The sequence below is a fragment of the Pseudomonas sp. B22(2017) genome, from assembly GCF_002113105.1.
Lineage (GTDB): Bacteria > Pseudomonadota > Gammaproteobacteria > Pseudomonadales > Pseudomonadaceae > Aquipseudomonas > Aquipseudomonas asiatica.
The window spans coordinates 217,102-243,334 of sequence record NZ_NEJN01000005.1 but is presented as its reverse complement, the minus strand read 5'-3'; the positions used below and the strand labels follow the sequence as shown (position 1 = coordinate 243,334).

Here is a 26,233-nt window from a genome sequence, read left to right as displayed (position 1 = left end):
ACGGATGCGCGCTATACTGCCGCGCCTTTTTCCGTCGGCCTGACCTGCCGGCGCCTTGCAAGGCGCTTCGACACGCTGGTCGGCACCGTCGAGCGCCGTAATGAATGTTCCCGTCTTTAAGAGGAGCGCGCTGCATGACCGTGATCAAGCAAGACGACCTGATTCAGAGCGTCGCCGACGCCCTGCAATTCATCTCGTACTACCACCCCGTCGATTTCATCCAGGCCATGCACGAGGCCTATCTGCGTGAAGAATCGCCTGCTGCGCGCGATTCCATCGCCCAGATCCTGATCAACTCGCGCATGTGCGCCACTGGCCATCGCCCGATCTGCCAGGACACCGGTATCGTCACCGTGTTCATCCGCGTGGGCATGGACGTGCGCTGGGACGGCGCCACCATGAGCGTCGACGACATGATCAACGAAGGTGTGCGTCGCGCCTACAATCTGCCTGAAAACGTCCTGCGCGCTTCGATCCTGGCCGACCCGGCCGGTGCCCGCAAGAACACCAAGGACAACACCCCGGCAGTGATCCACTACTCCATCGTCCCCGGCGACAAGGTCGAGGTCGATGTCGCAGCCAAGGGCGGCGGCTCGGAGAACAAGTCGAAGATGGCCATGCTCAACCCGTCCGACTCGATCGTCGACTGGGTACTGAAGACCGTCCCGACCATGGGCGCTGGCTGGTGCCCGCCTGGCATGCTCGGCATCGGCATCGGCGGTACCGCCGAGAAGGCCGCCGTCATGGCCAAGGAAGTGTTGATGGAGTCCATCGACATCCACGAACTGAAAGCCCGTGGCCCGCAGAACCGCCTGGAAGAAATCCGTCTGGAGCTGTTCGAGAAGGTCAACCAGCTGGGCATCGGCGCCCAGGGCCTGGGTGGCCTGACCACCGTGCTCGACGTCAAGATCATGGACTACCCGACCCACGCCGCTTCGCTGCCGGTGTGCATGATCCCCAACTGCGCCGCCACCCGCCACGCCCACTTCGTGCTCGATGGCTCCGGCCCGGCCGAGCTGGAAGCGCCGTCGCTGGACGCCTACCCGGAAATCGTCTGGGAAGCTGGCCCGAGCGCCCGTCGCGTCAACCTCGACGCCATCACCCCGGAAGAAGTCGCCAGCTGGAAGCCGGGCGAAACCATCCTGCTCAACGGCAAGATGCTGACCGGCCGCGATGCCGCGCACAAGCGCATGGTCGAAATGCTCAACCGTGGCGAAGAGCTGCCGGTGGACCTGAAAGGCCGCTTCATCTACTACGTTGGCCCGGTCGACCCGGTCGGTGACGAAGTGGTAGGCCCAGCCGGCCCGACCACCGCCACCCGCATGGACAAGTTCACCCGCCAGATCCTCGAGCAGACCGGCCTGCTCGGCATGATCGGCAAGTCCGAGCGCGGCCCTGCCGCCATCGAAGCGATCAAGGACAACAAGGCCGTGTACCTGATGGCCGTCGGCGGTGCTGCCTACCTGGTGGCCCAGGCCATCCGCAAGTCGAAGGTCCTGGCCTTCGCCGAGCTGGGCATGGAAGCGATCTACGAGTTCGAGGTCAAGGACATGCCGGTGACCGTCGCCGTGGACAGCAACGGTGAGTCGGTACACATCACTGGCCCTGCCCTGTGGCAGAGCAAGATTGCCCAGAGCCTGGCAGTCGAAGTGAAGTAAATCTGCTGCAAAAGCGTCACGGCCCTGCTCTTTGTAGGAGCAGCCTTGTGCTGCGAAGAGGCCTTGTGTCACCCACAGATATTTGGGTGAGCACAGGCCCATTCGCAGCACAAGGCTGCTCCTACAGGGGGCAGATCCGGTCAAACTGCTCCGGCCAGTCCCTGCGGGTAAACACCTGCCCTTCCCGCCTCACCCGCCGTACTTCCTCAAGGTCCACCTCACAGACCAGCCACTGACTAGTGGCAGGGCTCGATTCTTCACTCAAGGCCACCACCCCATCCCCCGGCATCCCATGATCCGGCGGCACGAACAGCCCTGCCCGGCCGATATTCTCGTCCAGCGCCGGCGACCAGGGCGCCAGCCCGACCGTGGGGCTCTGCAACACCGCAATCTGGTTCTCCAGCGCCCGCGCCTGGGCACCGATGCGCACCCGGTGGTAACCCGCCTCGGTGTCGGTACAGCTCGGCGCCAGGATCAGGTCGGCACCACCCTCCGCCAGGCGCCGCGCCAGCATCGGGAATTCGTTGTCGTAGCAGATCAGGATGCCCAGGCGCCCCAGTTCAGTGTCGAACACCTGCAGCCCCTGGCCCGCGGCTATGTCCCATTGCTCCCGTTCGAAACGGGTCATCATCAGTTTGTCCTGGTAGCCCAGCACACCTTGGGGGCCGAACAGCCAGGCACGGTTGCGGTAGCGCCCATCGCTGTCCAGCACCGGTACGCTACCCGGTTGCAGGTAGATACCCCAGCGCCGGGCAAGGCTCTCGCACAAGGCCCTCCAGGGTTCGATCAGCGGCTGGATACCGGCGATGGAAGCCTTCAGGTCACCCCGCTGCTCGGCACTCAGCTGCCCGCTGAGCACCAGGCCGGCGTACTCCGGCAACAGCAGCAAGCGGGCCCCCGCGTCCACCGCCTCGGCGCACAGGGCTTGCAGATGATCGGCGTAGGCCTCCCAGGTTTCATGCAGCTCGATGGCGTACTGGCAGGCCGCCAGGCGGATCATATCGGCAGTTCCTTGAGCCAGAACGACATCAGCTTGTCGGAGCTTTCCTGCTCGTCCAGGTCGCGCCAGGCGTAGCTGGTGCGCAGCGACGGGTCGTGCAGAAAGCCGCGGTTACGCCAGAAGCCATGCAACGGCTTGTAGTCCGCAGGCCGCCGCGGATGCACACCTGGCCGCTCGACCGCACAGAACGCGCAATAGTCGAACTCGGCCAGCTTGTGTGCGTAGGACTCGCGCTCGATGAAAAAGCGCACCCCCAGGCCCTGGCCACGGTACTCGGGCAGTACCACCGATTCACCAAAGTAGTACACGCTGGCCGGGTCGCGCCCCTGGGCCAGGAACGGCTGCTGGAACTCGGGGGCGACATCCACCAGCGGCAGGCCGGTGGAGGCACCGACCACCTTGCCGTCGTCCAGCGCCAGCACCACCAGGCTGCGCCCGGAGCGGGCATAAGTGGCCAGGTAGTCGGCCTCGTACTCCGGGGTGCCGTCGTAAAGGTAGGGAAACTCGCGAAACACGGTAAGGCGCAGGCGAGCGAGGTCATCGATGTAAGGCGCGATAGCGGCGCCGTGCAACAGGCGTATTTCCATGCTTGGCGGTCGTTTTGTCGATGTGGATGACGCGCTCGGCTAAGCCGGGCTTGAGGGGAAACCCTATCATCCGGAGCGACGACCCGCCTTTTCCCTCCACGACAGGTATTGTTCCATGACCGCTACCGAACTGGTAAATGCTTACTACGCCGCCTTCAATGCGGGCGACATGCCGGCCTTTCTCGCCCTGCTCAGCGAGGATGTGATCCACGACATCAACCAGGGCGAGCGGCAGATGGGCAAGGCCCGGTTTGCAGCGTTCATGGACAAGATGAACCGCTGCTACCGCGAGCGCCTGGCCGATATCGTGGTGATGCAGAACGCCGACGGCAGCCGCGCGGCGGCGGAGTTCACCGTGCATGGGGAATATCTGGCCGATGACGAAGGGTTGCCGGCGGCCAACGGGCAGACCTATGTGCTGCCGGCAGGGGCGTTCTTCTATATCCATTGCGGGAAGATTGCCCGGGTGACCAACTACTACAACCTCAATGACTGGGTCGAGCAGGTGGGTTAAGCCTGGTTGAGCTGTGTTGCCTGCACTGGCCTCATCGCCGGCAAGCCAGCTGCCACAGGTACTCCACAGGTCTTGAAACCTTCGCTAAACCTGTGGGAGCTGGCTTGCCGGCGATAAGGCCGTATCAGGCAATACGGGTACCAAGCACCTTGAGGAATGCCGCCAACCACGCCGGATGCGCCGGCCATGCCGGTGCCGTCACCAGGTTGCCGTCCACATGCGCCTGGTCCACCGCGATATCGATGAATGTCCCGCCCGCCAAGCGCACTTCCGGGGCGCACGCCGGGTACGCACTGCATTCGCGCCCTTCCAGCACGCCGGCCGCCGCCAGCAACTGGGCACCATGGCAAACCGCCGCGATCGGCTTGCCGGCCTGGTCGAACGCCCGCACCAGCTCCAGCACCCGCTCATCCAGGCGCAGGTACTCCGGTGCACGACCACCCGGGATCAGCAGCGCGTCGTAACTCTCGGGCCGTACACGCACGAAGTCATAATTCAAGGCAAAGTTGTGCCCCGGCTTTTCGCTGTAGGTCTGTTCGCCCTCGAAATCATGAATCGCGGTACGCACCGTCTGCCCCGCGACCTTTTCCGGGCATACCGCATGCACCGTGTGCCCGACCATGCTCAGCGCCTGGAACGGCACCATGACTTCGTAATCTTCGACGTAGTCGCCGACCAACATGAGAATTTTCTTTGCCGTCATCGCACCCACTCCTTCGATTGCCTTGAGCCAATCACTGCACGATAGCTGGTCTCAGTCGCGACGGTCGAGCAAGTTGACCACCAACCGGTCCAGCCACCCCCACAACCGCTGCTTCACCCGGCGCCACAGCGGCCGGGCATTCCAGTGGCCCAGGTCGACCACCTCGCTCAACGCGAAATCACGCTCGAAACTGGCCTGCACGGCAGCCGTCAGCGGCGGGTCGAGTGCCTCGATATTGGCCTCGAGGTTGAAGCGCAAGTTCCAGTGATCGAAGTTGCATGAGCCGATACTGACCCAATCGTCGATCAACACCATCTTCAGGTGCAGGAAACACGGCTGGTACTCGTAGATACGCACCCCGGCGCGCAGCAGACGCGGGTAATAGCGATGCCCGGCGTAACGTACCGATGGATGATCGGTGCGCGGCCCGGTCAGCAGCAGCCGCACATCGACCCCCTTGCCGGCAGCCCGGCGCAGCGACCGACGCACGCTCCAGGTCGGCAGAAAGTAAGGCGTGGCCAGCCACACTCGCTGCTTGCCGCTGTTGATCGCGCGCACCAGCGAATGCAGGATGTCCTGGTGCTGGCGGGCGTCGGCATAGGCTACCCGGCCCATGCCCTGCCCCTGTGCAGGCACCTTGGGCAGGCGCGGCAGGCCAAAGCCCTCGGCGGGGCGCCAGGCTGTGCGACGGTTGTTGGCGTGCCACTGGCGGTCGAACAGCAACTGCCAGTCGCTTACCACCGGCCCCTGCATCTGCACCATCACCTCGTGCCATTCACTGGTCGCCTCGCCCGGCGTCCAGAACTCGTCGGTGACGCCCGTGCCGCCCACCACTGCCCAGCGTTCGTCCACCAGCAGCAACTTGCGGTGATCGCGGTACAGGTTGCGCAAGCCACGCTTCCAGCGCAGGCGGTTGTACCAGCGCAGGTACACACCTGCGTCCAGCAGGCGCTGACGCAACTTGCTGTTGAAGGCCAGCGAGCCATAGTCGTCGAACAGGCAGCGCACCCGCACGCCACGTCGGGCAGCCTGCTCCAGCGCTTCGACCACCGCATCCGCGCAGTCACCGGCCTCGACCAGGTACAGTTCCAGGTCGACCTGGAATTCGGCGCGCATGATCGCCAGGAGCATGCGCGGAAAAAACTCGGGGCCGTCGATCAGCAGTTCGAACTGGTTGCCATCCCGCCAGGGAAAGACCGGCCCCGGCATGTCAGCGGGCGGTGAAGATCAGCACCGCGCTAACCGGCACCGACGGGTTGATGGACTTGAGCCCGGCGAACTTGCGCAGGCGTTGCAGCCCCGGCAGCAGGCCGAAATCCTCGGCGCGCAGCACCAAGGGCTCCAGGGTCACCACCTGGAAGCGTCGCTCGTCCAGGCGGGTGGCCAGCAGCAGGGCGTTGTAGCTGTGCGACTGGCCATGCAGGGTCACGGTCAATGGCAGGCGCAGTTCGATCTGGGCACCGTTGGCCAGGTCGTTGATCGGCCGTAGGTCCAGTTGCGCCTGCACCTTGGCTTCGGCAAAGCGCTCGACCTCGAACAGGTCCTCGCGCATGCGTTCATCACGCAGCGGAATACCGCTGCTCACCGAGTCCATCTCGATGCTCAACCCGGCCACTCCCTTGCGGTCGACCGTGCCATGCAGCACCAGGAAGCGGTGCACCTCGGCGGTGTTACCGTTCTTGCCGGTAATGAACGAAAGGCGCGAAGACTCGCCATCGAGGTGCCAGTTGGCGTGGGCGGGCAGGCAAAAAGCCAGCAACAAGGCGGGCAGCAGGCGGGGCAGCTTGAACATGACAGATCTCGTGAAACCAGGCCGCCAACCTTACCCGCCCGCCTTCACGGCAGCAAGCGGCAGCCCTCGCGCGGGCCTTGCCAGGCAGCCTGGTTGCGACGGCCCAGGCCTTCGGCGGTGACCTGCCGCTGTTGGCTGTCTTCCTCCAGCAGGCTCAGCGGCAGCCATTGCTTCACGTAGCCTTGGCAATACGCTGGCTCGAACCCCATGACGAAGCGGCACGAGCAATATTCCTTGGCCGAGTAGGCCGAAAGGATACCGGGGAAGTCCGCCAGGGCCTGGCGCTCGTGCCAGGCCCAGTACACCAGCCCCAGCAACACCACAAGCAGCACCCGCTTCATGCCCCCTCTCCAGCCAGCGCCGCGAGTATCCGCTTGAGCAGTTCATCGTGCTGGTAGCTGCCGTCGCGGTCATCGGCGTAACGCACGATCACCAGCTTTTGCGCGGGCAGCACGTACAGCGCCTGGCCCCAGTGGCCAAGGGCTGCGTAGGTGTCCGCGGGAGCACTCGGCCAAGGCCGGGCAGCGCCGACCAGCGGCTGATTGAGCCACCAGTGGCCACCGGGGTTGGCCTCGCCGGGCAGTGCTTCGGCTTCGGCAAACGGCGTGCGGTTGAAAGCCACCCAGGGCTTGGGCAGCAATTGCCGATCCTGCCAGCGCCCGTCGCGCTGCATCAGCAGGCCGATGCGCGCCAGGTCGCGAGCGCTGAGGTACAGGTAGGACGAACCCACATAGGTACCCGCGCGGTCCCGCTCCCATACCGCGCTGTCGATCCCCAACGGAATGAACAGCGCATGCCAGGGGTAGTCGGGGTACTGACCGGCATCGAGCATGCCGCGCAACGCCGCGGCCAGCAGGTTGCTGTCGCCACTGGAATAGAGAAACCGCTGGCCCGGGCTGGCCACCGCTTCCCGCGCCGCCGTGTAGGCCGCCATGTCCTCGCGGCCACGGGTATACAGCATGGCCACCACCGAGGACTTGAGCGGGGCGTACTCGTAGTCTTCCTGCCAGTCCAGGCCGCTGGCCCAATGCAGCAGATCGGCCATGCGCACGCCGGGATGGGCGTGCATGGCCGGGTAGAAACGGGTCACCGAGTCCTGCAGCTGGAAGCGGCCTTCGCCCTGGGCTACGCCCAATAGCGTGGCGAGTACGCTCTTGCTGATCGACCAGGTGAGGTGGGCGGTGGCGGCAGTGCTGGGGGCGGCGTAGCGTTCGTGGAGGATGCGGCCGTCGCGGATGATCAGCAGGGCGTCGGTGCGGATGCCGCTGCGTTCGGGGGTTGTGCGTGCGGGGAAGGCGTAGGCGTCGACGGCTTGCCAGTCGAGGGGGGTGTTGTCGATTGGCCAGTCCGGCGTTGGCCAGACCTCGGCTTTGGCGGTTCCCGTAGCCATGCAAAAAAGCAGCAGCAGACTTTTCAGCATCCCGTTTCAGGCTCGCAATTTTGGGGCTGCTGCGCAGCCCTTTCGCGACACAAGGCCGCTCCCACAGGGAACAGCGCTGCTCTTGCTTTTGTGGGAGCGGCCTTGTGTCGCGAAAGGGCCGCACAGCGGCCCCAGGATTCATCGGATCACACAAACCTATCAGGCATTCATGACAATCCCGCAGCAGCCCAAGCCTTGTTCAGCCGCTTCTCCCGCGCCGCCGCCGCCAGCGCCATCACCCCCTGGTCACGCTGCCAGATCTGCGCCCACTGCGCCGGCCCCGCCGCCAACGCAGCATCGATCTCCCCTCGCAGCGCCTGGAACTGTGCAAACAATCCCCCCAGCAACAAATGGCAACCAACGCTATCGGCGCACTGCCGGCTACCTTCGGCACACCCGGCCAGCAGCCCAAGCAACTGCAGGCGCAAGGCCTGCGGCCAGGCGCACTCCTGCCCCACGCCATATAACCAGGCCGTCAACGCCGTAAGCACATACAAGTCCTCCAGCGAACGGAACGGCTTCACATAGGCATCCCAACCATCACCGGCCAACAACTCGCACGCCGCGCGCTCCAGCACCAGTCGCCCATGGCCTACCTCCGGCATCAGCGGCAGCGTCGGCAGCGCTTCCAGCGTCACACCTGGCTCCCCGGGGTAGACCACCGCCAGGTTCAACTGCGGCGCCGCGCCCGTCGCCTCGCAGCGCGCCGCCACCAGCAGCCATTCCGCCTCCAGGCCTGCAGTGACGAAGTCCTTGCTGCCGGTCAGCCGCAAGCCGTCCAGGCGCGTGCGCATGTCCGCCGGCCGCACGCTGCGCCGTTCGGTGGCGCACAGGGCGCCGAGGCTGGGTGGAGCACTGGGCCACAGCACGCGCAAGGCGGCCTGGTAGCCGACCAGGAAGGCCAGGCCGGGGGTGGCCATCGCGCGCCCGCCGAGCACCGCCAGTTCGAACGGGGCAACCGGGCCAAGGCGCTCGAGCAGCGCGGCATAGGTTTCGCCCAGGGTGCCCGCCAGCGCTTGGCGAAGCGGGTCGTTGAGTCGTTGCAACCAGGCCATCGGTCGGCTCCTTGCTGAAGGGCTTTCAGTTGTGGCTCAGGGGGTGTCACGCAAGCATCACCAAAGATTCACAGGGGTGACACCCCATCTACCTAGGCTGACTTTGCACAACAAAGCCGACCGGCCGCAACCCTTCATGGCTGGCTTATGGAGACTCGTAATGACTCGGATCGCTCACGCTGGCGACAACAGCACCGAACGCCGTCTGCAAGCCGAACGCCTGGTTGGCGCCGCGGCCCTGCAGGAAGCCCAGGCCCTGCGCTACAAAGTGTTCAGCGCCGAATTCAAGGCCAAGCTCAAAGGAGCCGAGCAAGGCCTGGACATGGACGACTACGACGTGCACTGCCGCCACATTGGCGTACGCGACCTGAGCACCGGCGAGCTGGTTGCCACCACCCGCCTGCTCGACCATCAGGCCGCCAGCAGCCTGGGCCGCTTCTATAGCGAAGAAGAATTCAGCCTGCACGGCCTGTTGCAGCTGCAGGGCCCGATCCTGGAGCTGGGCCGAACCTGCGTAGCTCCCGACTACCGCAACGGCGGCACCATCGCCGTGCTCTGGGGCGAACTGGCCGAAGTGCTCAACGAAGGCCGCTACAGCTACCTGATGGGCTGCGCCAGCATCCCCATGCAGGATGGCGGGGTGCAGGCCCACGCGGTGATGCAGCGCCTGCGTGACCGCTACCTGTGCACCGAGCACCTGCGCGCCGAGCCGAAGAACCCGTTGCCCAACCTGGCCCTGCCGAACAACGTCATCGCCGAGATGCCACCGCTGCTCAAGGCGTACATGCGCCTGGGCGCGAAGATCTGCGGCGAGCCGTGCTGGGACGAAGACTTCCAGGTGGCCGATGTGTTCATCCTGCTCAAGCGCGACGAACTGTGCCCACGCTACGCCCGCCACTTCAAGGCAGCGGTCTGATGCCGAAGCTGCGGGTAATGGCCCGCCTGACTCGACTGCTGCTGGTACTGCTGCTGGGCATGCTGATGGCCAGCGTGATCGCCCTGGGCGAACGCCTGGGGTTCAAGGCGCCCATCGAGCGCCGCCAGCGCTGGACCTGCCTGTTCATGAAGCGCCTGGTCGCGGCCCTTCCCTTCGATGTGCGAGTGATCGGAGAGCTGCCCCAACGGCCAATGCTGTGGGTCAGCAACCACGTGTCCTGGACCGATATCCCGTTGCTTGGCATGCTGCTGCCGCTGTCGTTCCTGTCAAAGGCCGAAGTGCGGCACTGGCCGGTGGCCGGCTGGCTGGCGGAAAAGGCCGGCACCTTGTTCATCCGCCGTGGCGGGGGCGACAGCCAGCGCCTGCGTGAGCAGATCGCCGGGCAACTGGGTCTTTCCCGGCCGCTACTGATCTTCCCGGAGGGTACCACCACCAGTGGCCGTACCCTGCGCACCTTCCATGGTCGCCTGCTGGCAGGTGCCATCGACCGTGGCGTGGCGGTGCAGCCGGTCGCCATCCAGTACCTGCGCGATGGCCAGATCGACCCGATTGCACCGTTCATTGGTGACGATGACCTGGTGTCGCACCTGATGCGCCTGTTTGCCCTGCCGCGGGGCGAGGTATGCATTCACCTGCTGCAGCCGATCGGCAGCGTGGGCAAGGAGCGAGCGGTGCTGGCGTTGCAGGCGCAGCAGGCGATTCACCTGGCGTTGTTCGGGGTTGAAGGAGTCGAGCTGGCGCCACGGCGGCAGGCGCGGGCTGCCTGAACTCTTGCACTGCCAGTACCGGCCCCTTCGCGGGCTTGCCCGCGAAGAGGCCAGCGCAGGACTAACTGTCAGACAACCGGCCAGCCGCCGCAAACGCCTGCAACTGTGGATAAAACTCCCTGAAGTCCGCCAGCAATGGCTCATACAGCCGCTCCAGCTCCCCCATCACCCCAACCATCCCCTCCGGCCGCGACAAGCGCCGGGCAATACCGTTGAACACCTGCTCCAGCGTGGCAAAATCGCCATACGCCCCCAGCCAGTCATCCGCAGCCATGAACGGCGCAATCCGCGCCAGCCGCCCCGGCAACTCGGGCTCCGCCAGCAATACCCGATAAAAGTCCCCGGTGAACTGCTCCAGCGGCTGCTCGGCATAATCCTGCCAATGCCGGGCCAGGCAATGGTCGAAAAACACATCCAGGACGATGCCGGCAAAGCGCCGCCGCTCACGCGGAAAACGCGCAAGAGCCGCCAACACCAACGGGTGCTGGTCGGTATAGCTGTCGATATGCCGGTGCAGCCGGATGGCCGTCTCCAGCGCTGGCGGGAAGCGCCCTTCCAGCGAGCCTTTGACGAAGTCGCCATACAGGCTGCCAAGCAGTTGGTGCGGCGCCGGGCCGCCAAGGTGCAGGTGTGCGAGGTAGTTCATGAGCGCAGTCTAGCACCGCCGGCCAATATATCGTTATAACGCGATATATCGATTCGTGCTCAGCTCAGAACCTCTTCATATTTGTATATCGGGAAACCACGATTTACATTTCGTTCTATCGCGATATACCGCTACAACGAGCCTCAACCCATGCCTATCGATCTCGACGAAATCATAAAAGCGCTGGCCCACCCGGTCAGGCGAGAAATCCTCAGCTGGCTGAAGGACCCGGCGACACAATTCCCCGACCAGTACCACAGCACCGAGAACGGTGTATGTGCCGGGCAGATAGACCAACGCTGCGGTCTGTCGCAGTCGACCGTCTCCGCCCACCTGGCCACCTTGCAGCGCGCCGGGCTGATCAGCAGCCAGAAGATCGGCCAATGGCATTTCTTCAAACGCAACGAAGCCACCATCCAGGCGTTTCTCGAACAACTGCGCCAAGCACTCTGAACAGGCAGGTAACCGTAATGACCACGCTTTTCGATCCGATCACCCTGGGCGACCTGCAACTGCCCAACCGCATCATCATGGCCCCGCTCACCCGCTGCCGGGCCGACGAAGGCCGCGTGCCCAACGCGCTGATGGCCGAGTATTACGTACAGCGCGCCAGCGCCGGGCTGATCCTCAGCGAGGCGACCTCGGTCAGCGCCATGGGCGTCGGCTACCCGGATACCCCTGGTATCTGGAACGACGAACAGGTGCGTGGCTGGAACAACGTGACCAAGGCCGTGCATGCCGCCGGCGGGCGCATCTTCCTGCAGCTGTGGCATGTTGGCCGCATCTCCCACCCCAGCTACCTGAACGGCGAGCTGCCGGTGGCCCCCAGCGCGATCCAGCCCAAGGGCCATGTAAGCCTGGTGCGCCCGCTCAGTGACTACCCCACCCCACGCGCGCTGGAAACCGAAGAAATCATCGACATCATCGAGGCCTACCGCAGCGGTGCCGAGAATGCCAAGGCTGCCGGTTTCGATGGCGTGGAAATCCACGGCGCCAACGGCTACCTGCTCGACCAGTTCCTGCAGAGCAGCACCAACCAGCGCACCGACCGCTACGGCGGTTCGTTGGAAAACCGTGCGCGGCTGCTGCTGGAAGTGACCGATGCGGCCATTGAGGTGTGGGGCGCAAACCGCGTGGGCGTGCACCTGGCGCCGCGGGCCGATGCCCATGACATGGGCGATGCCGACCGTGCCGAAACCTTTACCTACGTGGCCCGTGAGCTGGGCAAGCGTGGTATTGCCTTCATCTGCTCGCGGGAAAAGGAAGCCGATGACAGTATCGGCCCGCTGATCAAGGAAGCGTTCGGCGGCCCGTACATCGTCAACGAGCGGTTTGACAAGGCCAGTGCCAATGCCGCCCTAGCCAGCGGCAAGGCCGACGCCGTGGCGTTTGGCGTGCCGTTCATCGCCAACCCTGACCTGCCGGCGCGGCTGGCGGCGGATGCGCCGTTGAACGAGGCGCGGCCGGAGACTTTCTATGGCAAGGGGCCGGTGGGGTACATCGACTATCCGCGGTTGTAACTGAAATCGCCGGGGCCGCTTTGCGGCCCTATCGCGACACAAGGCCGCTCCTACAGGGGAACGCGATTTCCTGTAGGAGCGGCCTTGTGTCGCGATAGGAGGGCAAAGCCCTCCCCTGCAATGTCACGGCCGGGCATTGATCTGCTGCTGCAGGTTCTGGATCTGGCTCTGCAAGGTATTCAGGTTGCGTGTCGTCTGCGCCCGGAAGGCGTCGAATTCCTGCACCGAAGCACCACTGGACGCCGCCGCGGCCGGGCGGTTATCGATCTGGCTCTTGAGCACCAGAATGTCCTGCTCCAGGTCCTGGATGGCCGCGCTCGGGTTACCCTGCTTCTTCAGCGCAGCAACCTCGCTGCCCAGGCTCTTGAGCTGCGCATCCAGCTTGGCGCCATCCACCTGCGCGGCCTTCAGCGAAGCAACCTGTTCGTTCAGGCCCTTGAACTGGGTATCCAGCTTGCCACCATCGACCTGGCCCGAGCGCAATGCGGCCAGCTCGCCATTCACCGCCTTCAGTTGCGTCTGCAACTGGGTTTGCAGCTGGGTCACGGCCTTCTGCTGTTCGCGGGTATCAGCCAGTACCTGCTCCAGGCGCTTGCCCAGGTCGCCGGTCTGCCCGGCCACCCCCTGCTGCAACTGACGCAGTTGCAGCTTCAACGCCTCGCTGTTGGTAGTGGCGCCGGATTCGCTGGCCGCCACCTTGCCGCTGATCGCCTGCAGGCGCCCGGCAGCCTCTTCGCTGATGCGAGCGAAGCTTTCCTGGGTCGCCACCAGCTGCTGCTCCATCAGCGAGATCTGCTGGAAGCTCCACCAGCCAAGGCCCGCCAAGGCGATGAACGAGGCCCCGAGCAATGCCCACAGCGGCGCCGTGCTGGCACCGCGAGCGGCCTTCTGGCGGTTGCGCACCACGTGCGCCGGCATCAGTTCGTCATCGTCATGGGTGCCCGCCCGCAGGCTAGGCACGTCATCGTAGTCATCGTGAGCATGGTTACGCATGGATACATTCAACCGCGGTAGTCGCAAAGAGGCACGAGTATAAACCGCCAGCGCGGCGCGTTGATGACCATTGTCGGCCGGCCGGCTTTACTGCCCCGGCGGCTGGTGCTTCCACCAGGCACAGAATTCATCCAATGCCGTCCACAGGCTGACCTTGGGCTGGTAGTCCAGGTACTGTCGGGCGCGGCTGATATCCAGGGTGAAATCGCGGCTCATCACCTGCATCCCCAGGCGCGACAGGGTCGGTTGCGGGCGCCCCGGCCACAACATGCAGGCCGCCTCGTTCAGCGCGGCCAGGCTGTAGGCCAGGCCGTAGGAACGGTAACGGGTAACCTGCGGCAGTTGCATCTGGCGCATCACGTAGTTGACCACATCCCACAGCGGCAGCGGCTGGCCGTTGCTGATGTTATAGGCTTGGCCCAGCGCCCGGTCATCGGCGAACAGGGCACTGAGCAGCGCTTCGTTAAGATTGTGCACGCTGGTGAAATCGACTTTGTTCAGGCCGTTGCCGATGATCGCCACGCGCCCCTTGCTCTGCATCTGCATCAGCCGCGGGAAGATACTGGCATCGCCAGCGCCGGTGACGAAGCGTGGGCGTAGCGCCAGCACCTCGAGGCCGAACTCCTGGGCACCGAACACTTTCTGCTCGGCCATGTACTTGGTCTGCCCGTAGTGGTCGTGGAAGCGGCGCGGCACCTGGTCTTCACGGATTTCCAGGCGCGAGCGGCCATTGAAGTAGATCGACGGCGACGACAGGTGTACCAGCCGCCGTACGTGCTCCTTCAAACAGCCCTCGACCACGTTTTCGGTGACCACCACATTGCCTTGATAGAAGTCCTGGTAGCGCCCCCAGTTGCCCACTGCGCCGGCGCAGTGCACTACCGCCTCGACGCCCTGGCACAGGCGGCGGGCCAGCTCGGCATCCCCCAGGTCGCCGGGGATGAACTGGGCGCCGCGCTTGACCAGGTGCTCGACCCCTTCGGCTCGACGGCCGCTGACCCGCACGTCCAGGCCCTGCTCCAGGGCAAAGCGTGCAAAGCGCCCGCCAATGAAGCCACTCGCGCCGGTGACCAGAATTCGCATGTAAGACTCCGTCTTGCCAGATTTCAGATGCAACTGACGCCAGCCGTGGCTACAAGGGCACCAGCCATTGCCGTGCGGTGTGCCGAAGGTGGTCGGTCAGTTGCGCGAGCAGTTGCCCGCCATTGCGCCAATGATGCCAGTACAGCGGCACATCGATGGGGGTATCACTGCAGATTTCCACCAGCTGGCCGCTGGCCAGTTGCTCGCGGGCCTGCAGTTCGGGCACCAGGCCCCACCCCAGGCCGGCTTCGGTCATGCGCAGGAAGCCTTCGGACGACGGGCACAAGTGGTGCAGGAAGCCATCCTCGATGCCCAGCGATGCCAGGTAGCGGTGTTGCAGGAAGTCGTCCGGGCCGTACACGATCGCCGGGGTACGGGCCAGGCGGCTGGCGGCGAAGCCCTGCGGAAAATGCCGCGCCATGAACCCGGGGCTGGCCAGCGCCCGGTAGCGCATGGCACCCAGTGGCAGGCTGCGCGCCCCGGCCACCGGCCGCTCGCTGCCACACAGGCAGGCCGCAACTTCGCCCGCACGCATGCGTTTCAGGCCCACTTCCTGGTCTTCCACCACGAGGTCGGTCAGCACATTCTGCTGCGCGCAGAAGTTACCCACCGCACCGGCCCACCAAGTGGCCAGGCTGTCGGCATTGAGGGCGATGCGCAAGCGCTCCGGCATGCCCTCCTCGTCCAGCGCCGGCACCTGGCGCTGCAGGTCGCGCTCAAGCAGGCGCACCTGCTGCACATGGTTGAGCAACTGGCGGCCGACTTCGGTGGGGCTTGGCGGCGCGGCACGCACCAGCACTGGCTGGCCGACCCGCGCCTCGAGCAGCTTGATGCGCTGGGAAATGGCCGACTGCGACAAGCCCAGCACCTGCGCCGCGCGTTCGAAACCACCCTGCTCGATCACGGCGGCGAGGGCGGCCAGCAGCTTGTAGTCGAACATCGATTTTCCTAATGACGGATCAGCTCTATTTGTTTTTCTTATACAGCGTGGTTCATCACAATGGCCAGCATCTTTTAGACGCTTTGGAGAGCGTGCCATGTGGCAAAGCTATCTCAACGGCATGCTCGTGGCCTTCGGCCTGATCATGGCCATCGGTGCACAGAACGCTTTCGTCCTCGCCCAGAGCTTGCGCCGCGAGCATCATTTGCCGGTGGCAGCACTGTGCATCGTCTGTGACGCCATCCTGGTGGCTGCCGGAGTGTTCGGCCTGGCCACCGTGCTGGCGCACAACCCGACCTTGCTGGCGATCGCCCGCTGGGGCGGCGCGGTGTTCCTGATCTGGTACGGCGCCAAGGCGTTGCGCAGCGCCTGCTCCAGGCAGAGCCTGCAGCACCAGCAGGGCCAGGGTGCGCGCTCACGCCGCGCGGTGTTGCTCAGTGCACTGGCGGTGACCCTGCTGAACCCGCACGTGTACCTCGACACGGTGCTGCTGATCGGCTCGCTGGGCGCCCAGCAGGCTGCGCCTGGCGCCTACGTGGCTGGCGCTGCCAGCGCCTCGCTGCTGTGGTTCTCGACCCTGGCGATCGGTGCGGCCTGGCTGGCGCCGTGGCTGGCCCGGCCGGCGACCTGGCGCATGCTCGACTTGATGGTGGCGGTGATGATGTTCGCGGTGGCGGCGCAGTTGATCTTCAACTGACCTCAAGGGCCCTATCGCCGGCAAGCCAGCTCCCACAGAGATGTCACCAGGCCTGAGGGCGGTGATATCCCTGTGGGAGCTGGCTTGCCGGCGATGAGGCCCTTGCAGGCAATAGCTGACGCCACTGGTCGGCACAGCCCAACCGCTCTGGAACCTCTATTCCCTATCTTTGTTGCGTGGTTATGCGCCGGGCCCGGTGCTATGATCCAGCCCTTGCGTCGCAAAGAGTACAAACTCGCCGACGCTCATCGGGCCGCCCGTGATCGGCCTTGCGCAAACCGCAAACAGACCTGAATCAGGAGATCCACCATGGCTTTTGAATTGCCGCCGCTGCCGTACGCCCACGATGCCCTGCAGCCGCACATCTCCAAGGAAACCCTGGAGTATCACCACGACAAACACCACAACACCTATGTCGTGAACCTGAACAACCTGGTCCCAGGCACCGAATTCGAAGGCAAGACCCTGGAAGAGATCGTCAAGAGCTCTTCGGGCGGCATCTTCAACAACGCCGCTCAAGTCTGGAACCACACCTTCTACTGGAACTGCCTGGCACCAAACGCCGGTGGCCAGCCGACCGGTGCCCTGGCTGACGCCATCAACGCCGCTTTCGGTTCCTTCGACAAGTTCAAGGAAGAGTTCACCAAGACTTCGGTTGGCACCTTCGGTTCCGGCTGGGGCTGGCTGGTGAAGAAGGCTGACGGTTCCCTGGCCCTGGCCAGCACCATCGGCGCCGGCTGCCCGCTGACCAGCGGCGACACCCCGCTGCTGACCTGCGACGTCTGGGAACATGCCTACTACATCGACTACCGCAACCTGCGTCCGAAGTACGTCGAGGCGTTCTGGAACCTGGTCAACTGGGCCTTCGTTGCCGAACAGTTCGAAGGCAAGACCTTCAAGGCCTGAGTCATCCAGCCTTGAGACAGAACCCCGGCGCCACGCCGGGGCTCTTCGAAAATCCGATGCCAGTCCTCTGGTATCGGATTTTTTTCGGGGCATACGAGGGGCCAGAACGCCGTATTTTCAGGAAACGTACCGATCAAGCCAGCCAAGGCTATCTACAGTGGCACCCGTAGGCCGATACTCACATCCAACCCACCCTGCATACCCGCGCTGCTCCAGCGCCGCCAGCAACCCTGCAACATCCATCTGGCCCGTCCCCGGCTGATGCCGCCCCGGGCAGTCGGCCACCTGCACATGCACCGTCCGTTCAAAGAACTGCGCCAGCACATCGGCAGCATTTCCGGTCAGCAACTGTGCATGATAAAGATCAAGGATCAGCCCCATATCGGGATGCGCCTCCAGTACCTGCTGCGCCTTGCCGAAATCGGACATGTAATACCCCGGCATTGCCTGCGTGCAGATCACCTCGATCAATGGCCGCAGCCCCTGGTCCTCAAAATACTTCACGGCATAGTCCAGGTTGCTCGCATACACCTTGTCGGCGCCATCCTCGTGGGTTACCCCGGACATCAGGTGCACATCCGCACACGCCAGTGCGCGGGCATAGCTGACGGCCTGGCGTAACCCGTCACGGAACTCGGGCTCCTTGCCCGCCACCGCGGCAATACCCTTGGAAACGCCAGCCGGCGCAGCGAACTGGACCAATGGCAACCCATATTGCGCCAGTTGATCAGCCAACAAACTCGCGTCGAATTCATAGGGTGACGGGAATTCCACCGCGCGAAATCCGGCGGCGGCAGCGGCTTCGATACGCTGCAGAAAAGGCAGTTCATTGAACTGGAAGCCGAGATGAGCATTGAATTTGAGCATGCGTATAGATCCATCCGTGTGTGGTATTTTCCTGCCCCAGTCCGACCCGAATCTGCTGGATCGACTGAAGATAACCATTCGGAATACAGCCTGTGATAAAGAAAGATCTCGCCCTGCAGTTGGCCCCTCGCGTCATCGAGATGATCCGCGCCCGGTCGATGAAGGCCGGCGAGCCATTGCGCGAGCAGACCTTCGCCCAAGCCTTCGATGTCTCCCGCTCCCCCATTCGCAGGGTATTTGCCCTGCTCGCCGAGTGGAACATCGCGGTGCAGGAGCCCAATCGCGGCTACTTTCTGAAACAGGACGCCGGGCAGATCCAGGAAACCACTGTACCGTCCACCTGCGACCCATTCGAAGACTTCTACCTGCGCGTGGTGGACGACATCCTCAGCGGGGAAGTCCCTGCCGAATTCTTTGAGGCCCAATTACTGCGACGCTACTCCGTGCCCCGCGGGCAACTGCTCAAGGTCCTCAACCGGCTGGCCAGCGAAGCCATGGTCGAGCGCAAGCCCGGGCAAGGCTGGAGCCTTAACGAATTCGTACACAACGCCCAGACCCACATCCAGAGCTACCGCTTCCGCATGGCCATCGAGCCGGCCGCACTGCGCGAACCAGGCTACAAGGTCAACCAGGCCGCATTTGCCAAAGCCCGGGAGCAACAGCAGGCCATGCTCGACGGCGAAATTCACCAGCTGTCACGTGCCCAACTGTTCGAAATTGGCGCCCAGTTTCACGAAATGATCGTGCAGTGCTCGGGCAATCTCTTCTTCATAGATGCCATACGTCGGCAAAACCAGCTCAGACGCTTCATGAGCTACAAAGCCAACGTCGACCGCAGTCGCCTGATGACGCAATGCCTGGAGCACCTGCACCTGCTCGACTTGATCGAGTCCGGTCGGCGTGAAGAAGCCGCTCAGTTTCTCTGGAAACATCTGGACGAAGTCGGCCGGCTCAAGACCCGTCAGGATGCCTTGCTGGAAAGCCAGCAGGGGTAACCCCTTCCCCCGCCTTCCTTTCATTACCCGCGCATTCAGATCAGGGAAGGCAGCTTAGACATTGCCTTCTTTTTACGCAAGATACAAAACCACCCTGAGATTCAGCGCCAGGAGTAAATTTCGCGCCACTTATTGTATTTAATTGTAAGAATAAGCAATTATGCGCGCCGCTCGGACGCACTGTGGCACCGAATCACACAGGGATGATTGCAATGAAACAAGGAACGTTGGCTAACGGGACGGGGGTCTCCAGCCTGCTGTTCGGGGTGTACACGATTCTGCTGGCCCTGCTTGGCCTGACGCTGGCCTGTCAGGGAAGCACGCTGGTCAGTGCCGGCGGCTCGCCTTACTACGCAATGATGGGTACCGCATTGCTGCTGTCAGCCGCACTCATGGGCCTGAAGAAGTCGCTCGGCATCTATCTCTACGGTGCAGCATCCCTAGCCACCTACGGCTGGGCAATCTGGGAATCCGGCTACAACGGCTGGGCCTATATCCCACGTCTGGCATGGCTGGTACTTCTCAGTGTGATCTTTCTGGCCTTCTGGCCTCTTGTCCGGCGCGACTTTGCCAAAGTCAACAAGGCACTGTATTTCAGCATCATGGGGGGGCTGCCGCTGCTGATGGCGGCCACCATCCTGACACCGCTGTTCTTCCCCAACACCGTTCACCTGGCCGACTCGCCCGCTATCACCGCCCATACACAGCAACCCTTCAGCCGCAGTACGGTGACCTCACCGGACGCCAATGTCGCCGCGTCCCACGACAAGACCAACTGGACCGCCTATGCCGGCTCCAACCTCGGCAACCACTATTCCGCTGCGGCGCAGATTACCCCAAGCAACGTTTCCGGCCTGGTCAAGGCCTGGGAGTATCATCATGGCGATGTGAAACAGCCTGGCGAAAAAACCAAGTATCTGAACGAGGCCACGCCAATCAAGGTTGGCGACTCGCTGTATACCTGCACGCCCAAGCAAATCATCATTTCGTTGAGCGCCACTACCGGCAAAGAGAACTGGCGCTACGACTCGAAAGTCGACCCGGACTATTTCGCCAACGGTGGTGCCTATTGCCGTGGTGTCTCGTACTACGAAGTACCCAATGCCAGTGGCCTATGCGCCAAACGCATCATCTGGGGCACCAACGACATCCGCCTGGGTGCAGTTGATGCACTCACCGGGCAGGCCTGCCCAGATTTCGGCACGGCAGGCTTTGCCGACCTCAAGGACGGCCTGGGCACGTTCCGCAAAGGCTCCACCGGCATCACTTCTGCACCACTGGTAATCCGCGGTGTGGTCATTACCGGTGGCCGCGTGCTTGATTCGGATGTGCGCCCGGCGCCATCAGGTGTGGTTCGCGCCTACGACGCAGTCAGCGGCAAACAGAAGTGGGCCTGGGACCTCGGTCGCCCCGACAGCACTGCGCCTGCCGACGCCGATGAAACCTATACGCTCAGCACGCCCAACTCATGGGCGCCGATTTCCGCCGACGACGAACTGGGGCTGGTCTACATCACCACCGGCAATGCTGCAGGCGACTTCTATGGCGGTACCCGTACCGAACAGGAAGACAAGTTCAGCTCTTCACTGGTGGCCCTGGATGCGCTCACCGGCAAGGTCAAATGGCATTTCCAGACCGTCCATCACGACCTCTGGGACTACGACCTGAGCCCACAACCGGCGCTGATCGATTTCCCCACGAGCAGCGGCCCACGCCCGGCCGTCATTCAAGCGACCAAATCGGGCCAGTTGTTCGTCCTCGACCGCGCCACCGGCGAACCGCTGGTCGACGTGGTGCAGGCTGCCGTCCCACAGGGCACTGCCCCTGGAGACTACACCGCGGCGACGCAGCCGCTGTCACCAAGCATGCCGAGCACCATGGGCCGCCCATCGAAAAGACCGGAAGTGCTGGACGAAGCCGACGCCTGGGGCCTGACGCCGTTCGATCAGTTGCAATGCCGCATCGAGTTTCGCCAGGCGCGTTACGAAGGGATCTTTACACCGCCGGTAGTCGGCCAGCAAAGCCTGATCTTTCCCGGCCATCACGGCGGCCTGAACTGGGGCGGGGTGATGGTGGACCTGCAGCGAGGCCTGCTGATCATCAATAACCAGCGGTTGCCGTACATGCAGGGGCTGGTTCCACGCGAACAGCTCGATGCGATCAATGCCAAGTCGTTCCAGGAGTCGCCGGGCAATAACCAGGGGTTCCGCGTCCAGGCCGGTCTGCCGTTCGGGGCGATCAAGGACCCATGGATGTCAGCGCTGGAACAGCCGTGCATCGCACCACCCTGGGGGTTCATCTCCGCTATCGACCTGCGCACACGTGAAGTGCGCTGGAGCCGCCCGTTCGGCACCGGCTATGACAGTGGGCCCTTGGGCATCGCCTCGAAACTGCGCTTCGAAATCGGCACTCCGAGCGACGCCACTGGCGTGGCTACAGCAGGAGGCGTGACCTTCATTGGCGCTGCCATCGACCGTTTCATGCGCGCCTACAACAGCGAAAGTGGTGAATTGCTGTGGGAAGAGCGCCTACCGGCCGGCAACCAGGCTTCGCCCCTGACCTACATGAGCGAAGGGCGGCAGTACGTTGTTGCCGTGGTCGGCGGGCATGACCGGATTCCGACCAAGCTGGGTGACAGCATCATTGCCTGGGCGCTGCCGGAAAAATAGCGCGCCCGCTGCGTAAAGGCGCTGCTCGGCACTGAAAGCCAGGCGCTGACATACCCGCTATCAACCAATCATCGACCGCCGATGGCGCGCCGTGCGCCGTCGGGTGGCTGCGTGCGCGCCACAAACAGCAACGAGCAACTGCGGTACAGAAGTGCCCGCTTGAATTCATGTCAATCAGACAGGAGTGACAATGTTTGAACTATCCGCTGGCCTATATGTTTTGGTGGGCGTCAGTTTTCTAACTTCTTTGATGACTGCCGCTATCGGCGTAGGCGGCGGGATTGGCCTATTGGCAGTCATGCCGCAGTTCCTGCCCATTTCTGCCGTTGTGCCGGTGCATGGCCTGATTCAGATGGTCAGCAACGGCAGCCGCTTCGCCTTCGATTACAAGCACGCAAAAATCGAGATTCTCCCGCGTTATGTCATCGGCTGCCTTTCAGGGGCAGCCATCGGTTACTTCTTCATTGGGCATTTCCCGGAAAAGTACCTGTCGTTGATTCTCGGCATCTTCATCCTGGCGATTACCTGGACCAAGCTGGTCGCCTCGCTCGGCTTTGTCCTGAAAAATTTTGCCATCGTTGGTTTCCTGCAAACGTTTCTATCACTGTTCGTTGCCGTCACCGGGCTTATTTCCCAGCCGATCCTGATGAGGATGAACATCAACAAGGATCAGGTCATCGTCACCCACGCCATGCAGATGAGTGTATTGCACGGCCTGAAAGTAGCTGCCTTTGTCTTTGCCGGCTTTGCCTTCATGGACTATGCCCAGTTGATCATCATCATGATCACCGCCTCCACCGCCGGTTCCTACCTGGGCGGCTTTCTTCGAAACCGAATATCGCAACGTGTTGGCGCCATCCTGCTTAAAGCCGGGGTGACGTTCTTCGGTTTGAAAATGATTGTGGACCACTTTATTCAAAACGTCTGAGCTTCATCCATTCAAACAAGGAGTTTGAAATGATCGCGCGTAAAAAGTTTGATTCCAAGGACAGCCAGGGGATCTCGACTTTTCTTCATGAACATGGATATTGCGTAATCAACCCCGAGGACGATTCGCTCGAGGCCTTTCGCGCGGTGGCAGGCCGGTTCGGCCTGATCCAGTTCCATACCAAATCCGACAAGACTGGCGTGGTCGGCGGCGGCGATCCGATCAACAAGGACTGGCAAGCGTTCAGGGACGACTACCACGGCGAACTGTCGAGCGACTTCTATCCCCATACGGATGGCTCGTTCCTCAATGGCATGGCGTATATCGATGGGGTTGCCAGGAAGATTACCCCGCCCAAATACGTCATTCTGCAGTGCGTTTCCAAACCGCAGTTTGGCGGTGACAACTTCCTGGTGGATGGGCAACGCATTTATAATGACCTGCTGGTGAATCATCCCGACATCCTGAGGATCCTGATGACCAGTGGCAGTGTCACGTACTGCCGTGATGACCTGCTGTCGATCGATTGTTCTGTCTTCGAAAAGGTCAATGAGAACAAACTGCGTATTCGCTACCGGTATGACAGCACTGCGTTCAGTCCGGAATGGGCCAGTTCCGCCTTCCAGTATATCCAGGATAAATATTCAACCAACCCGGACTACATCACCAACATTAGCCTGGAACCCGGCGAAATCCTGGTCATGGACAACTTGCGAGTATTGCATGCACGCCACCAGTTCACTGACGGCAACATGAAAAGAAAAGTCCGTCGGCTGTGGATTGCCGATGACACCAGCATGGTATTCAAGAATATTCTCAACCAGTCGCCGGTGCGCAGGGCCATGTTGCCGTTCCAGAAATACAATATTGCCGCCGCCGAGAACGCGCCTGCCATCATCGATTACAGTTGCGGGATTCGGTTTCAGTCGGACATGTTCCTGACCCCGCCCTGTGCCGAACTTGAACAATGGCCGGCCAGCAGTGCCAATCGCCAATAACCCTTTCCCCGCACTACTGTAACTGCCCGATAACGCGTGCCTTCACAGTGCCTGCCTGATGGCGGATGCTGTGCTCGTCTGCATGCGTACACAGGTGGTTGCCTTTCATCGCAGGGATCCGTCCGCTTCTCCAGCGGCGTGCAAATCAGACCCGCCCCACAGGCGCTACTCCATTTGGAGGAATGTGCCATGCCTGAGGGGGCGGGCTTGCCCGCGAAGCGGTCGACACGGTTTTCATCCACGCCCCACCCGCAAAACGCTTGCTCAGCCCGCATACCACGCTAACATCAAACCTCTGGAAGATTGTCACGGCGCATTCAAGTTGCGGGGTCAGGCAACCGATACACTTCTGATGGTCGGCCGATAGTGTATCGTCATCGTTGATGGCAAAATGATGCCATGCGCATGGATTAAGGAAACCCCCATTGAAGCTGGAATTGCGGAACAGCTTGTCGGTCAAGTTGCTCAGGGTCGTGCTGCTGTCGGCGCTAGCGGTCGGTGTCGTGCTCAGCTGTGCGCAAATCGTCTACGACACCTACAAGACCCGCCAAGCCGTGAACAGCGATGCCCAACGCATCCTCGACATGTTCCGCGACCCCTCGACCCAGGCGGTATATAGCCTAGACCGCGAAATGGGCATGCAGGTGATTGAAGGCCTGTTCCAGGATGAATCGGTACGCATGGCCTCCATTGGCCACCCCAACGAAACCATGCTCGCAGAAAAGTCCCGCCCGCTGCAGGACATGTCCATGCGCTGGCTGACCGACCTGATTCTCGGCCAGGAACGTACCTACAGCACGCAACTGGTCGGCCGCGGCCCCTACAGCGAATACTACGGCGACCTGAGCATCACCCTCGACACCTCGTCCTACGGCGAAGATTTCCTGATCAACGCCGTGATCATCTTCATTTCCGGCGTGCTGCGGGCCCTGGCCATGGGCCTGGTGCTGTACCTGGTCTACCACTGGCTGCTGACCAAACCGCTGTCGAAGATCATCGAGCACCTCACCCAGATCAACCCCGACCGCCCCAGCCAGCATCAGCTACCGCTGCTCAAGGGCCACGAGAAGAACGAGCTGGGCCTGTGGGTAAATACCGCCAACCAGCTGCTGGCCTCGATCGAGCGCAACACCCATCTGCGTCACGAGGCGGAAAACAGCCTGCAACGCATGGCCCAGTACGACTTCCTCACCGGCCTGCCCAACCGCCAGCAACTGCAGCAGCAACTGGACAAGATCCTCGTCGACGGTGGCCGCCTGCAACACCGCGTGGCGGTACTGTGCGTAGGCCTGGACGACTTCAAGGGCATCAACGAGCAGTTCAGCTACCAGGTCGGCGACCAGTTGCTGCTGGCCCTGGCCGACCGCCTGCGCGCCCACAGCGGCCGACTGGGCGCCCTGGCACGCCTGGGCGGTGACCAGTTCGCCCTGGTGCAGGCCAATATCGAGCAGCCCTACGAGGCCGCCGAACTGGCGCAGAGTATCCTCGACGACCTGGAAGTGCCGTTCGACCTCGACCACCACCAGCAGATCCGCCTGCGCGCCACCATCGGCATCACCCTGTTCCCGGAAGACGGCGACAGCACCGAGAAGCTGCTGCAGAAAGCCGAACAGACCATGACCTTGGCCAAGGCCCGTTCACGCAACCGCTACCAGTTCTACATCGCCAGCGTCGACAGCGAGATGCGCCGCCGTCGCGAACTGGAAAAGGACCTGCGCGAAGCCCTGCCACGCAACCAGCTGTACCTGGTGTATCAGCCACAGATCAGCTACCGCGACCACCGCGTGGTCGGTGTCGAAGCACTGCTGCGCTGGCAACATCCGGAGCTGGGCATGGTGCCCCCGGACCAGTTCATCCCCCTGGCCGAACAGAACGGCAGCATCATCGGCATCGGCGAATGGGTGCTCGACCAGGCCTGCCGGCAATTGCGCGAATGGCACGACATGGGCTTCAGCGACCTGCGCATGGCGGTCAACCTGTCCACCGTGCAGCTGCACCACAACGAGCTGCCGCGGGTGGTCAACAACCTGCTGCAGGCTTACCGCCTGCCACCACGCAGCCTGGAACTGGAAGTCACCGAGACCGGCCTGATGGAAGACATCAGCACCGCCGCCCAGCACCTGCTGAGCCTGCGCCGCTCCGGAGCACTGATTGCCATCGACGACTTCGGCACCGGCTACTCGTCGCTCAGCTACCTGAAATCGCTGCCGCTGGACAAGATCAAGATCGACAAGAGCTTCGTCCAGGACCTGCTGGACGACGATGACGACGCCACCATCGTCCGCGCCATCATCCAGCTGGGCAAGAGCCTGGGAATGCAGGTAATCGCCGAAGGCGTGGAAACCGCCGAACAGGAAACCTACATCGTCGCCCAGGGCTGCCACGAGGGCCAGGGCTACCACTACAGCAAGCCGCTGTCGGCCCGTGAGCTGACCAACTTCCTCAAGCAGGCACAGCGAAACCAGGTTTCGATGTTCTGAGCCGCCTGCCCGATTACAGCCCGTGACCGGCATTTACACGAATTGCATGCCCGCCCCTTTACAGCAAATGCAAATCTT

General features: G+C 62.9%; 26 protein-coding genes. 13 read left to right on the top strand and 13 right to left on the bottom strand.

Features of this window, described 5'->3' with window-relative positions:
- The first annotated feature begins 134 nt into the window (after positions 1 to 134).
- Positions 135 to 1,658, top strand: coding sequence for a fumarate hydratase (locus CAG18_RS13620; protein WP_013974059.1), 1,524 nt, complete (start codon positions 135 to 137; stop codon positions 1,656 to 1,658).
- Between the two features lie 121 nt (positions 1,659 to 1,779).
- On the opposite strand, the gene CAG18_RS13615 is transcribed toward CAG18_RS13620, so the two are convergent.
- Entirely contained in the window at positions 1,780 to 2,658 is an 879-nt protein-coding gene (locus tag CAG18_RS13615) for a carbon-nitrogen hydrolase family protein (protein WP_085721032.1), read from the bottom strand.
- Complete coding sequence (locus CAG18_RS13610) at positions 2,655 to 3,245, bottom strand: GNAT family N-acetyltransferase (protein ID WP_013974061.1); 591 nt, start codon at positions 3,243 to 3,245, stop codon at positions 2,655 to 2,657. Before CAG18_RS13610 ends, CAG18_RS13615 begins: the two co-directional genes overlap by 4 nt.
- 115 nt (positions 3,246 to 3,360) lie before the next feature.
- Here CAG18_RS13610 and CAG18_RS13605 point away from each other — a divergent pair, with 115 nt between their 5' ends.
- Complete coding sequence (locus CAG18_RS13605; protein WP_015271666.1) at positions 3,361 to 3,759, top strand: nuclear transport factor 2 family protein; 399 nt, start codon at positions 3,361 to 3,363, stop codon at positions 3,757 to 3,759.
- 124 nt (positions 3,760 to 3,883) lie between these two features.
- Here CAG18_RS13605 and CAG18_RS13600 read toward each other — a convergent pair whose 3' ends face one another.
- From CAG18_RS13600 to CAG18_RS13575, 6 genes are all read right to left on the bottom strand, one after another.
- Positions 3,884 to 4,462: a DJ-1/PfpI family protein gene (locus CAG18_RS13600; protein ID WP_015271667.1), complete on the bottom strand. Its 579-nt coding sequence runs from the start codon at positions 4,460 to 4,462 to the stop codon at positions 3,884 to 3,886.
- A 51-nt stretch (positions 4,463 to 4,513) separates the two neighbouring features.
- Positions 4,514 to 5,671 (bottom strand): phosphatidylserine/phosphatidylglycerophosphate/cardiolipin synthase family protein, encoded by a 1,158-nt coding sequence (locus CAG18_RS13595; RefSeq protein ID WP_015271668.1) that lies wholly within the window; start codon positions 5,669 to 5,671, stop codon positions 4,514 to 4,516.
- A 1-nt stretch (position 5,672) separates the two neighbouring features.
- Positions 5,673 to 6,254, bottom strand: coding sequence for a YceI family protein (locus CAG18_RS13590; protein ID WP_013974065.1), 582 nt, complete (start codon positions 6,252 to 6,254; stop codon positions 5,673 to 5,675).
- Positions 6,255 to 6,298: 44 nt separating this feature from the next.
- Positions 6,299 to 6,595, bottom strand: a complete 297-nt coding sequence (locus tag CAG18_RS13585; RefSeq protein ID WP_025340511.1) for a hypothetical protein — start codon at positions 6,593 to 6,595, stop codon at positions 6,299 to 6,301.
- Positions 6,592 to 7,674: a serine hydrolase gene (locus tag CAG18_RS13580; RefSeq protein ID WP_085721031.1), complete on the bottom strand. Its 1,083-nt coding sequence runs from the start codon at positions 7,672 to 7,674 to the stop codon at positions 6,592 to 6,594. The genes CAG18_RS13585 and CAG18_RS13580 overlap by 4 nt, the downstream gene beginning before the upstream one ends.
- Positions 7,675 to 7,841: 167 nt before the next feature.
- Positions 7,842 to 8,729 carry an acyl-CoA dehydrogenase gene (locus CAG18_RS13575; RefSeq protein ID WP_085721030.1) on the bottom strand — a complete coding sequence of 296 codons (888 nt, stop codon included), beginning with the start codon at positions 8,727 to 8,729 and terminating at the stop codon, positions 7,842 to 7,844.
- 160 nt (positions 8,730 to 8,889) lie between these two features.
- Here CAG18_RS13575 and olsB point away from each other — a divergent pair, with 160 nt between their 5' ends.
- Together olsB and CAG18_RS13565 are read left to right on the top strand one after the other, a co-directional pair.
- On the top strand, positions 8,890 to 9,645 hold the full coding sequence (gene olsB / locus CAG18_RS13570; protein WP_015271672.1) for an L-ornithine N(alpha)-acyltransferase: 756 nt from the start codon (positions 8,890 to 8,892) through the stop codon (positions 9,643 to 9,645).
- Positions 9,645 to 10,433, top strand: coding sequence for a lysophospholipid acyltransferase family protein (locus CAG18_RS13565; protein ID WP_085721029.1), 789 nt, complete (start codon positions 9,645 to 9,647; stop codon positions 10,431 to 10,433). The genes olsB and CAG18_RS13565 overlap by 1 nt, the downstream gene beginning before the upstream one ends.
- Positions 10,434 to 10,494: 61 nt before the next feature.
- Here CAG18_RS13565 and CAG18_RS13560 read toward each other — a convergent pair whose 3' ends face one another.
- Positions 10,495 to 11,079 carry an ACP phosphodiesterase gene (locus tag CAG18_RS13560; protein ID WP_085721028.1) on the bottom strand — a complete coding sequence of 195 codons (585 nt, stop codon included), beginning with the start codon at positions 11,077 to 11,079 and terminating at the stop codon, positions 10,495 to 10,497.
- Positions 11,080 to 11,229: 150 nt separating this feature from the next.
- On the opposite strand from CAG18_RS13560, the gene CAG18_RS13555 reads away from it, so the two are divergent.
- Both CAG18_RS13555 and CAG18_RS13550 read left to right on the top strand, forming a co-directional pair.
- A complete protein-coding gene (locus tag CAG18_RS13555; protein ID WP_015271675.1) occupies positions 11,230 to 11,532 on the top strand; it encodes a helix-turn-helix transcriptional regulator in 303 nt (100 codons plus the stop codon).
- A 17-nt stretch (positions 11,533 to 11,549) separates the two neighbouring features.
- The gene (locus CAG18_RS13550) at positions 11,550 to 12,599 is read left to right on the top strand and encodes an alkene reductase (protein WP_085721027.1); all 1,050 of its coding nucleotides are present in this window, start codon (positions 11,550 to 11,552) and stop codon (positions 12,597 to 12,599) included.
- 123 nt (positions 12,600 to 12,722) lie between these two features.
- On the opposite strand, the gene CAG18_RS13545 is transcribed toward CAG18_RS13550, so the two are convergent.
- From CAG18_RS13545 to CAG18_RS13535, 3 genes are all read right to left on the bottom strand, one after another.
- Positions 12,723 to 13,592: an ATPase gene (locus CAG18_RS13545; protein ID WP_085721026.1), complete on the bottom strand. Its 870-nt coding sequence runs from the start codon at positions 13,590 to 13,592 to the stop codon at positions 12,723 to 12,725.
- An 87-nt stretch (positions 13,593 to 13,679) separates the two neighbouring features.
- Positions 13,680 to 14,675, bottom strand: coding sequence for an NAD(P)-dependent oxidoreductase (locus tag CAG18_RS13540; protein WP_085721025.1), 996 nt, complete (start codon positions 14,673 to 14,675; stop codon positions 13,680 to 13,682).
- Between the two features lie 49 nt (positions 14,676 to 14,724).
- Positions 14,725 to 15,615 carry a LysR family transcriptional regulator ArgP gene (locus CAG18_RS13535; protein ID WP_085721024.1) on the bottom strand — a complete coding sequence of 297 codons (891 nt, stop codon included), beginning with the start codon at positions 15,613 to 15,615 and terminating at the stop codon, positions 14,725 to 14,727.
- A 97-nt stretch (positions 15,616 to 15,712) separates the two neighbouring features.
- Between CAG18_RS13535 and CAG18_RS13530 the strand changes: the two genes are divergently transcribed.
- Together CAG18_RS13530 and CAG18_RS13525 are read left to right on the top strand one after the other, a co-directional pair.
- Entirely contained in the window at positions 15,713 to 16,312 is a 600-nt protein-coding gene (locus CAG18_RS13530; RefSeq protein WP_003258234.1) for a LysE/ArgO family amino acid transporter, read from the top strand.
- A gap of 309 nt (positions 16,313 to 16,621) precedes the next feature.
- Entirely contained in the window at positions 16,622 to 17,218 is a 597-nt protein-coding gene (locus CAG18_RS13525) for a superoxide dismutase (RefSeq protein ID WP_013974076.1), read from the top strand.
- Between the two features lie 117 nt (positions 17,219 to 17,335).
- On the opposite strand, the gene CAG18_RS13520 is transcribed toward CAG18_RS13525, so the two are convergent.
- The gene (locus CAG18_RS13520) at positions 17,336 to 18,085 is read right to left on the bottom strand and encodes a hydroxypyruvate isomerase family protein (protein ID WP_085721023.1); all 750 of its coding nucleotides are present in this window, start codon (positions 18,083 to 18,085) and stop codon (positions 17,336 to 17,338) included.
- A gap of 92 nt (positions 18,086 to 18,177) precedes the next feature.
- Between CAG18_RS13520 and CAG18_RS13515 the strand changes: the two genes are divergently transcribed.
- The 5 genes from CAG18_RS13515 (at position 18,178) to CAG18_RS13495 (ending at position 26,155) form a co-directional block, all read left to right on the top strand.
- The gene (locus CAG18_RS13515) at positions 18,178 to 19,080 is read left to right on the top strand and encodes a GntR family transcriptional regulator (protein WP_085721022.1); all 903 of its coding nucleotides are present in this window, start codon (positions 18,178 to 18,180) and stop codon (positions 19,078 to 19,080) included.
- A gap of 212 nt (positions 19,081 to 19,292) precedes the next feature.
- Positions 19,293 to 21,749, top strand: coding sequence for a membrane-bound PQQ-dependent dehydrogenase, glucose/quinate/shikimate family (locus CAG18_RS13510; protein WP_085721021.1), 2,457 nt, complete (start codon positions 19,293 to 19,295; stop codon positions 21,747 to 21,749).
- Positions 21,750 to 21,939: 190 nt separating this feature from the next.
- On the top strand, positions 21,940 to 22,677 hold the full coding sequence (locus CAG18_RS13505; RefSeq protein WP_043935892.1) for a TSUP family transporter: 738 nt from the start codon (positions 21,940 to 21,942) through the stop codon (positions 22,675 to 22,677).
- Positions 22,678 to 22,706: 29 nt separating this feature from the next.
- On the top strand, positions 22,707 to 23,675 hold the full coding sequence (locus tag CAG18_RS13500; RefSeq protein ID WP_085721020.1) for a TauD/TfdA family dioxygenase: 969 nt from the start codon (positions 22,707 to 22,709) through the stop codon (positions 23,673 to 23,675).
- A gap of 425 nt (positions 23,676 to 24,100) precedes the next feature.
- Entirely contained in the window at positions 24,101 to 26,155 is a 2,055-nt protein-coding gene (locus CAG18_RS13495) for a bifunctional diguanylate cyclase/phosphodiesterase (protein WP_015271685.1), read from the top strand.
- The last annotated feature ends 78 nt before the right edge of the window (positions 26,156 to 26,233 follow it).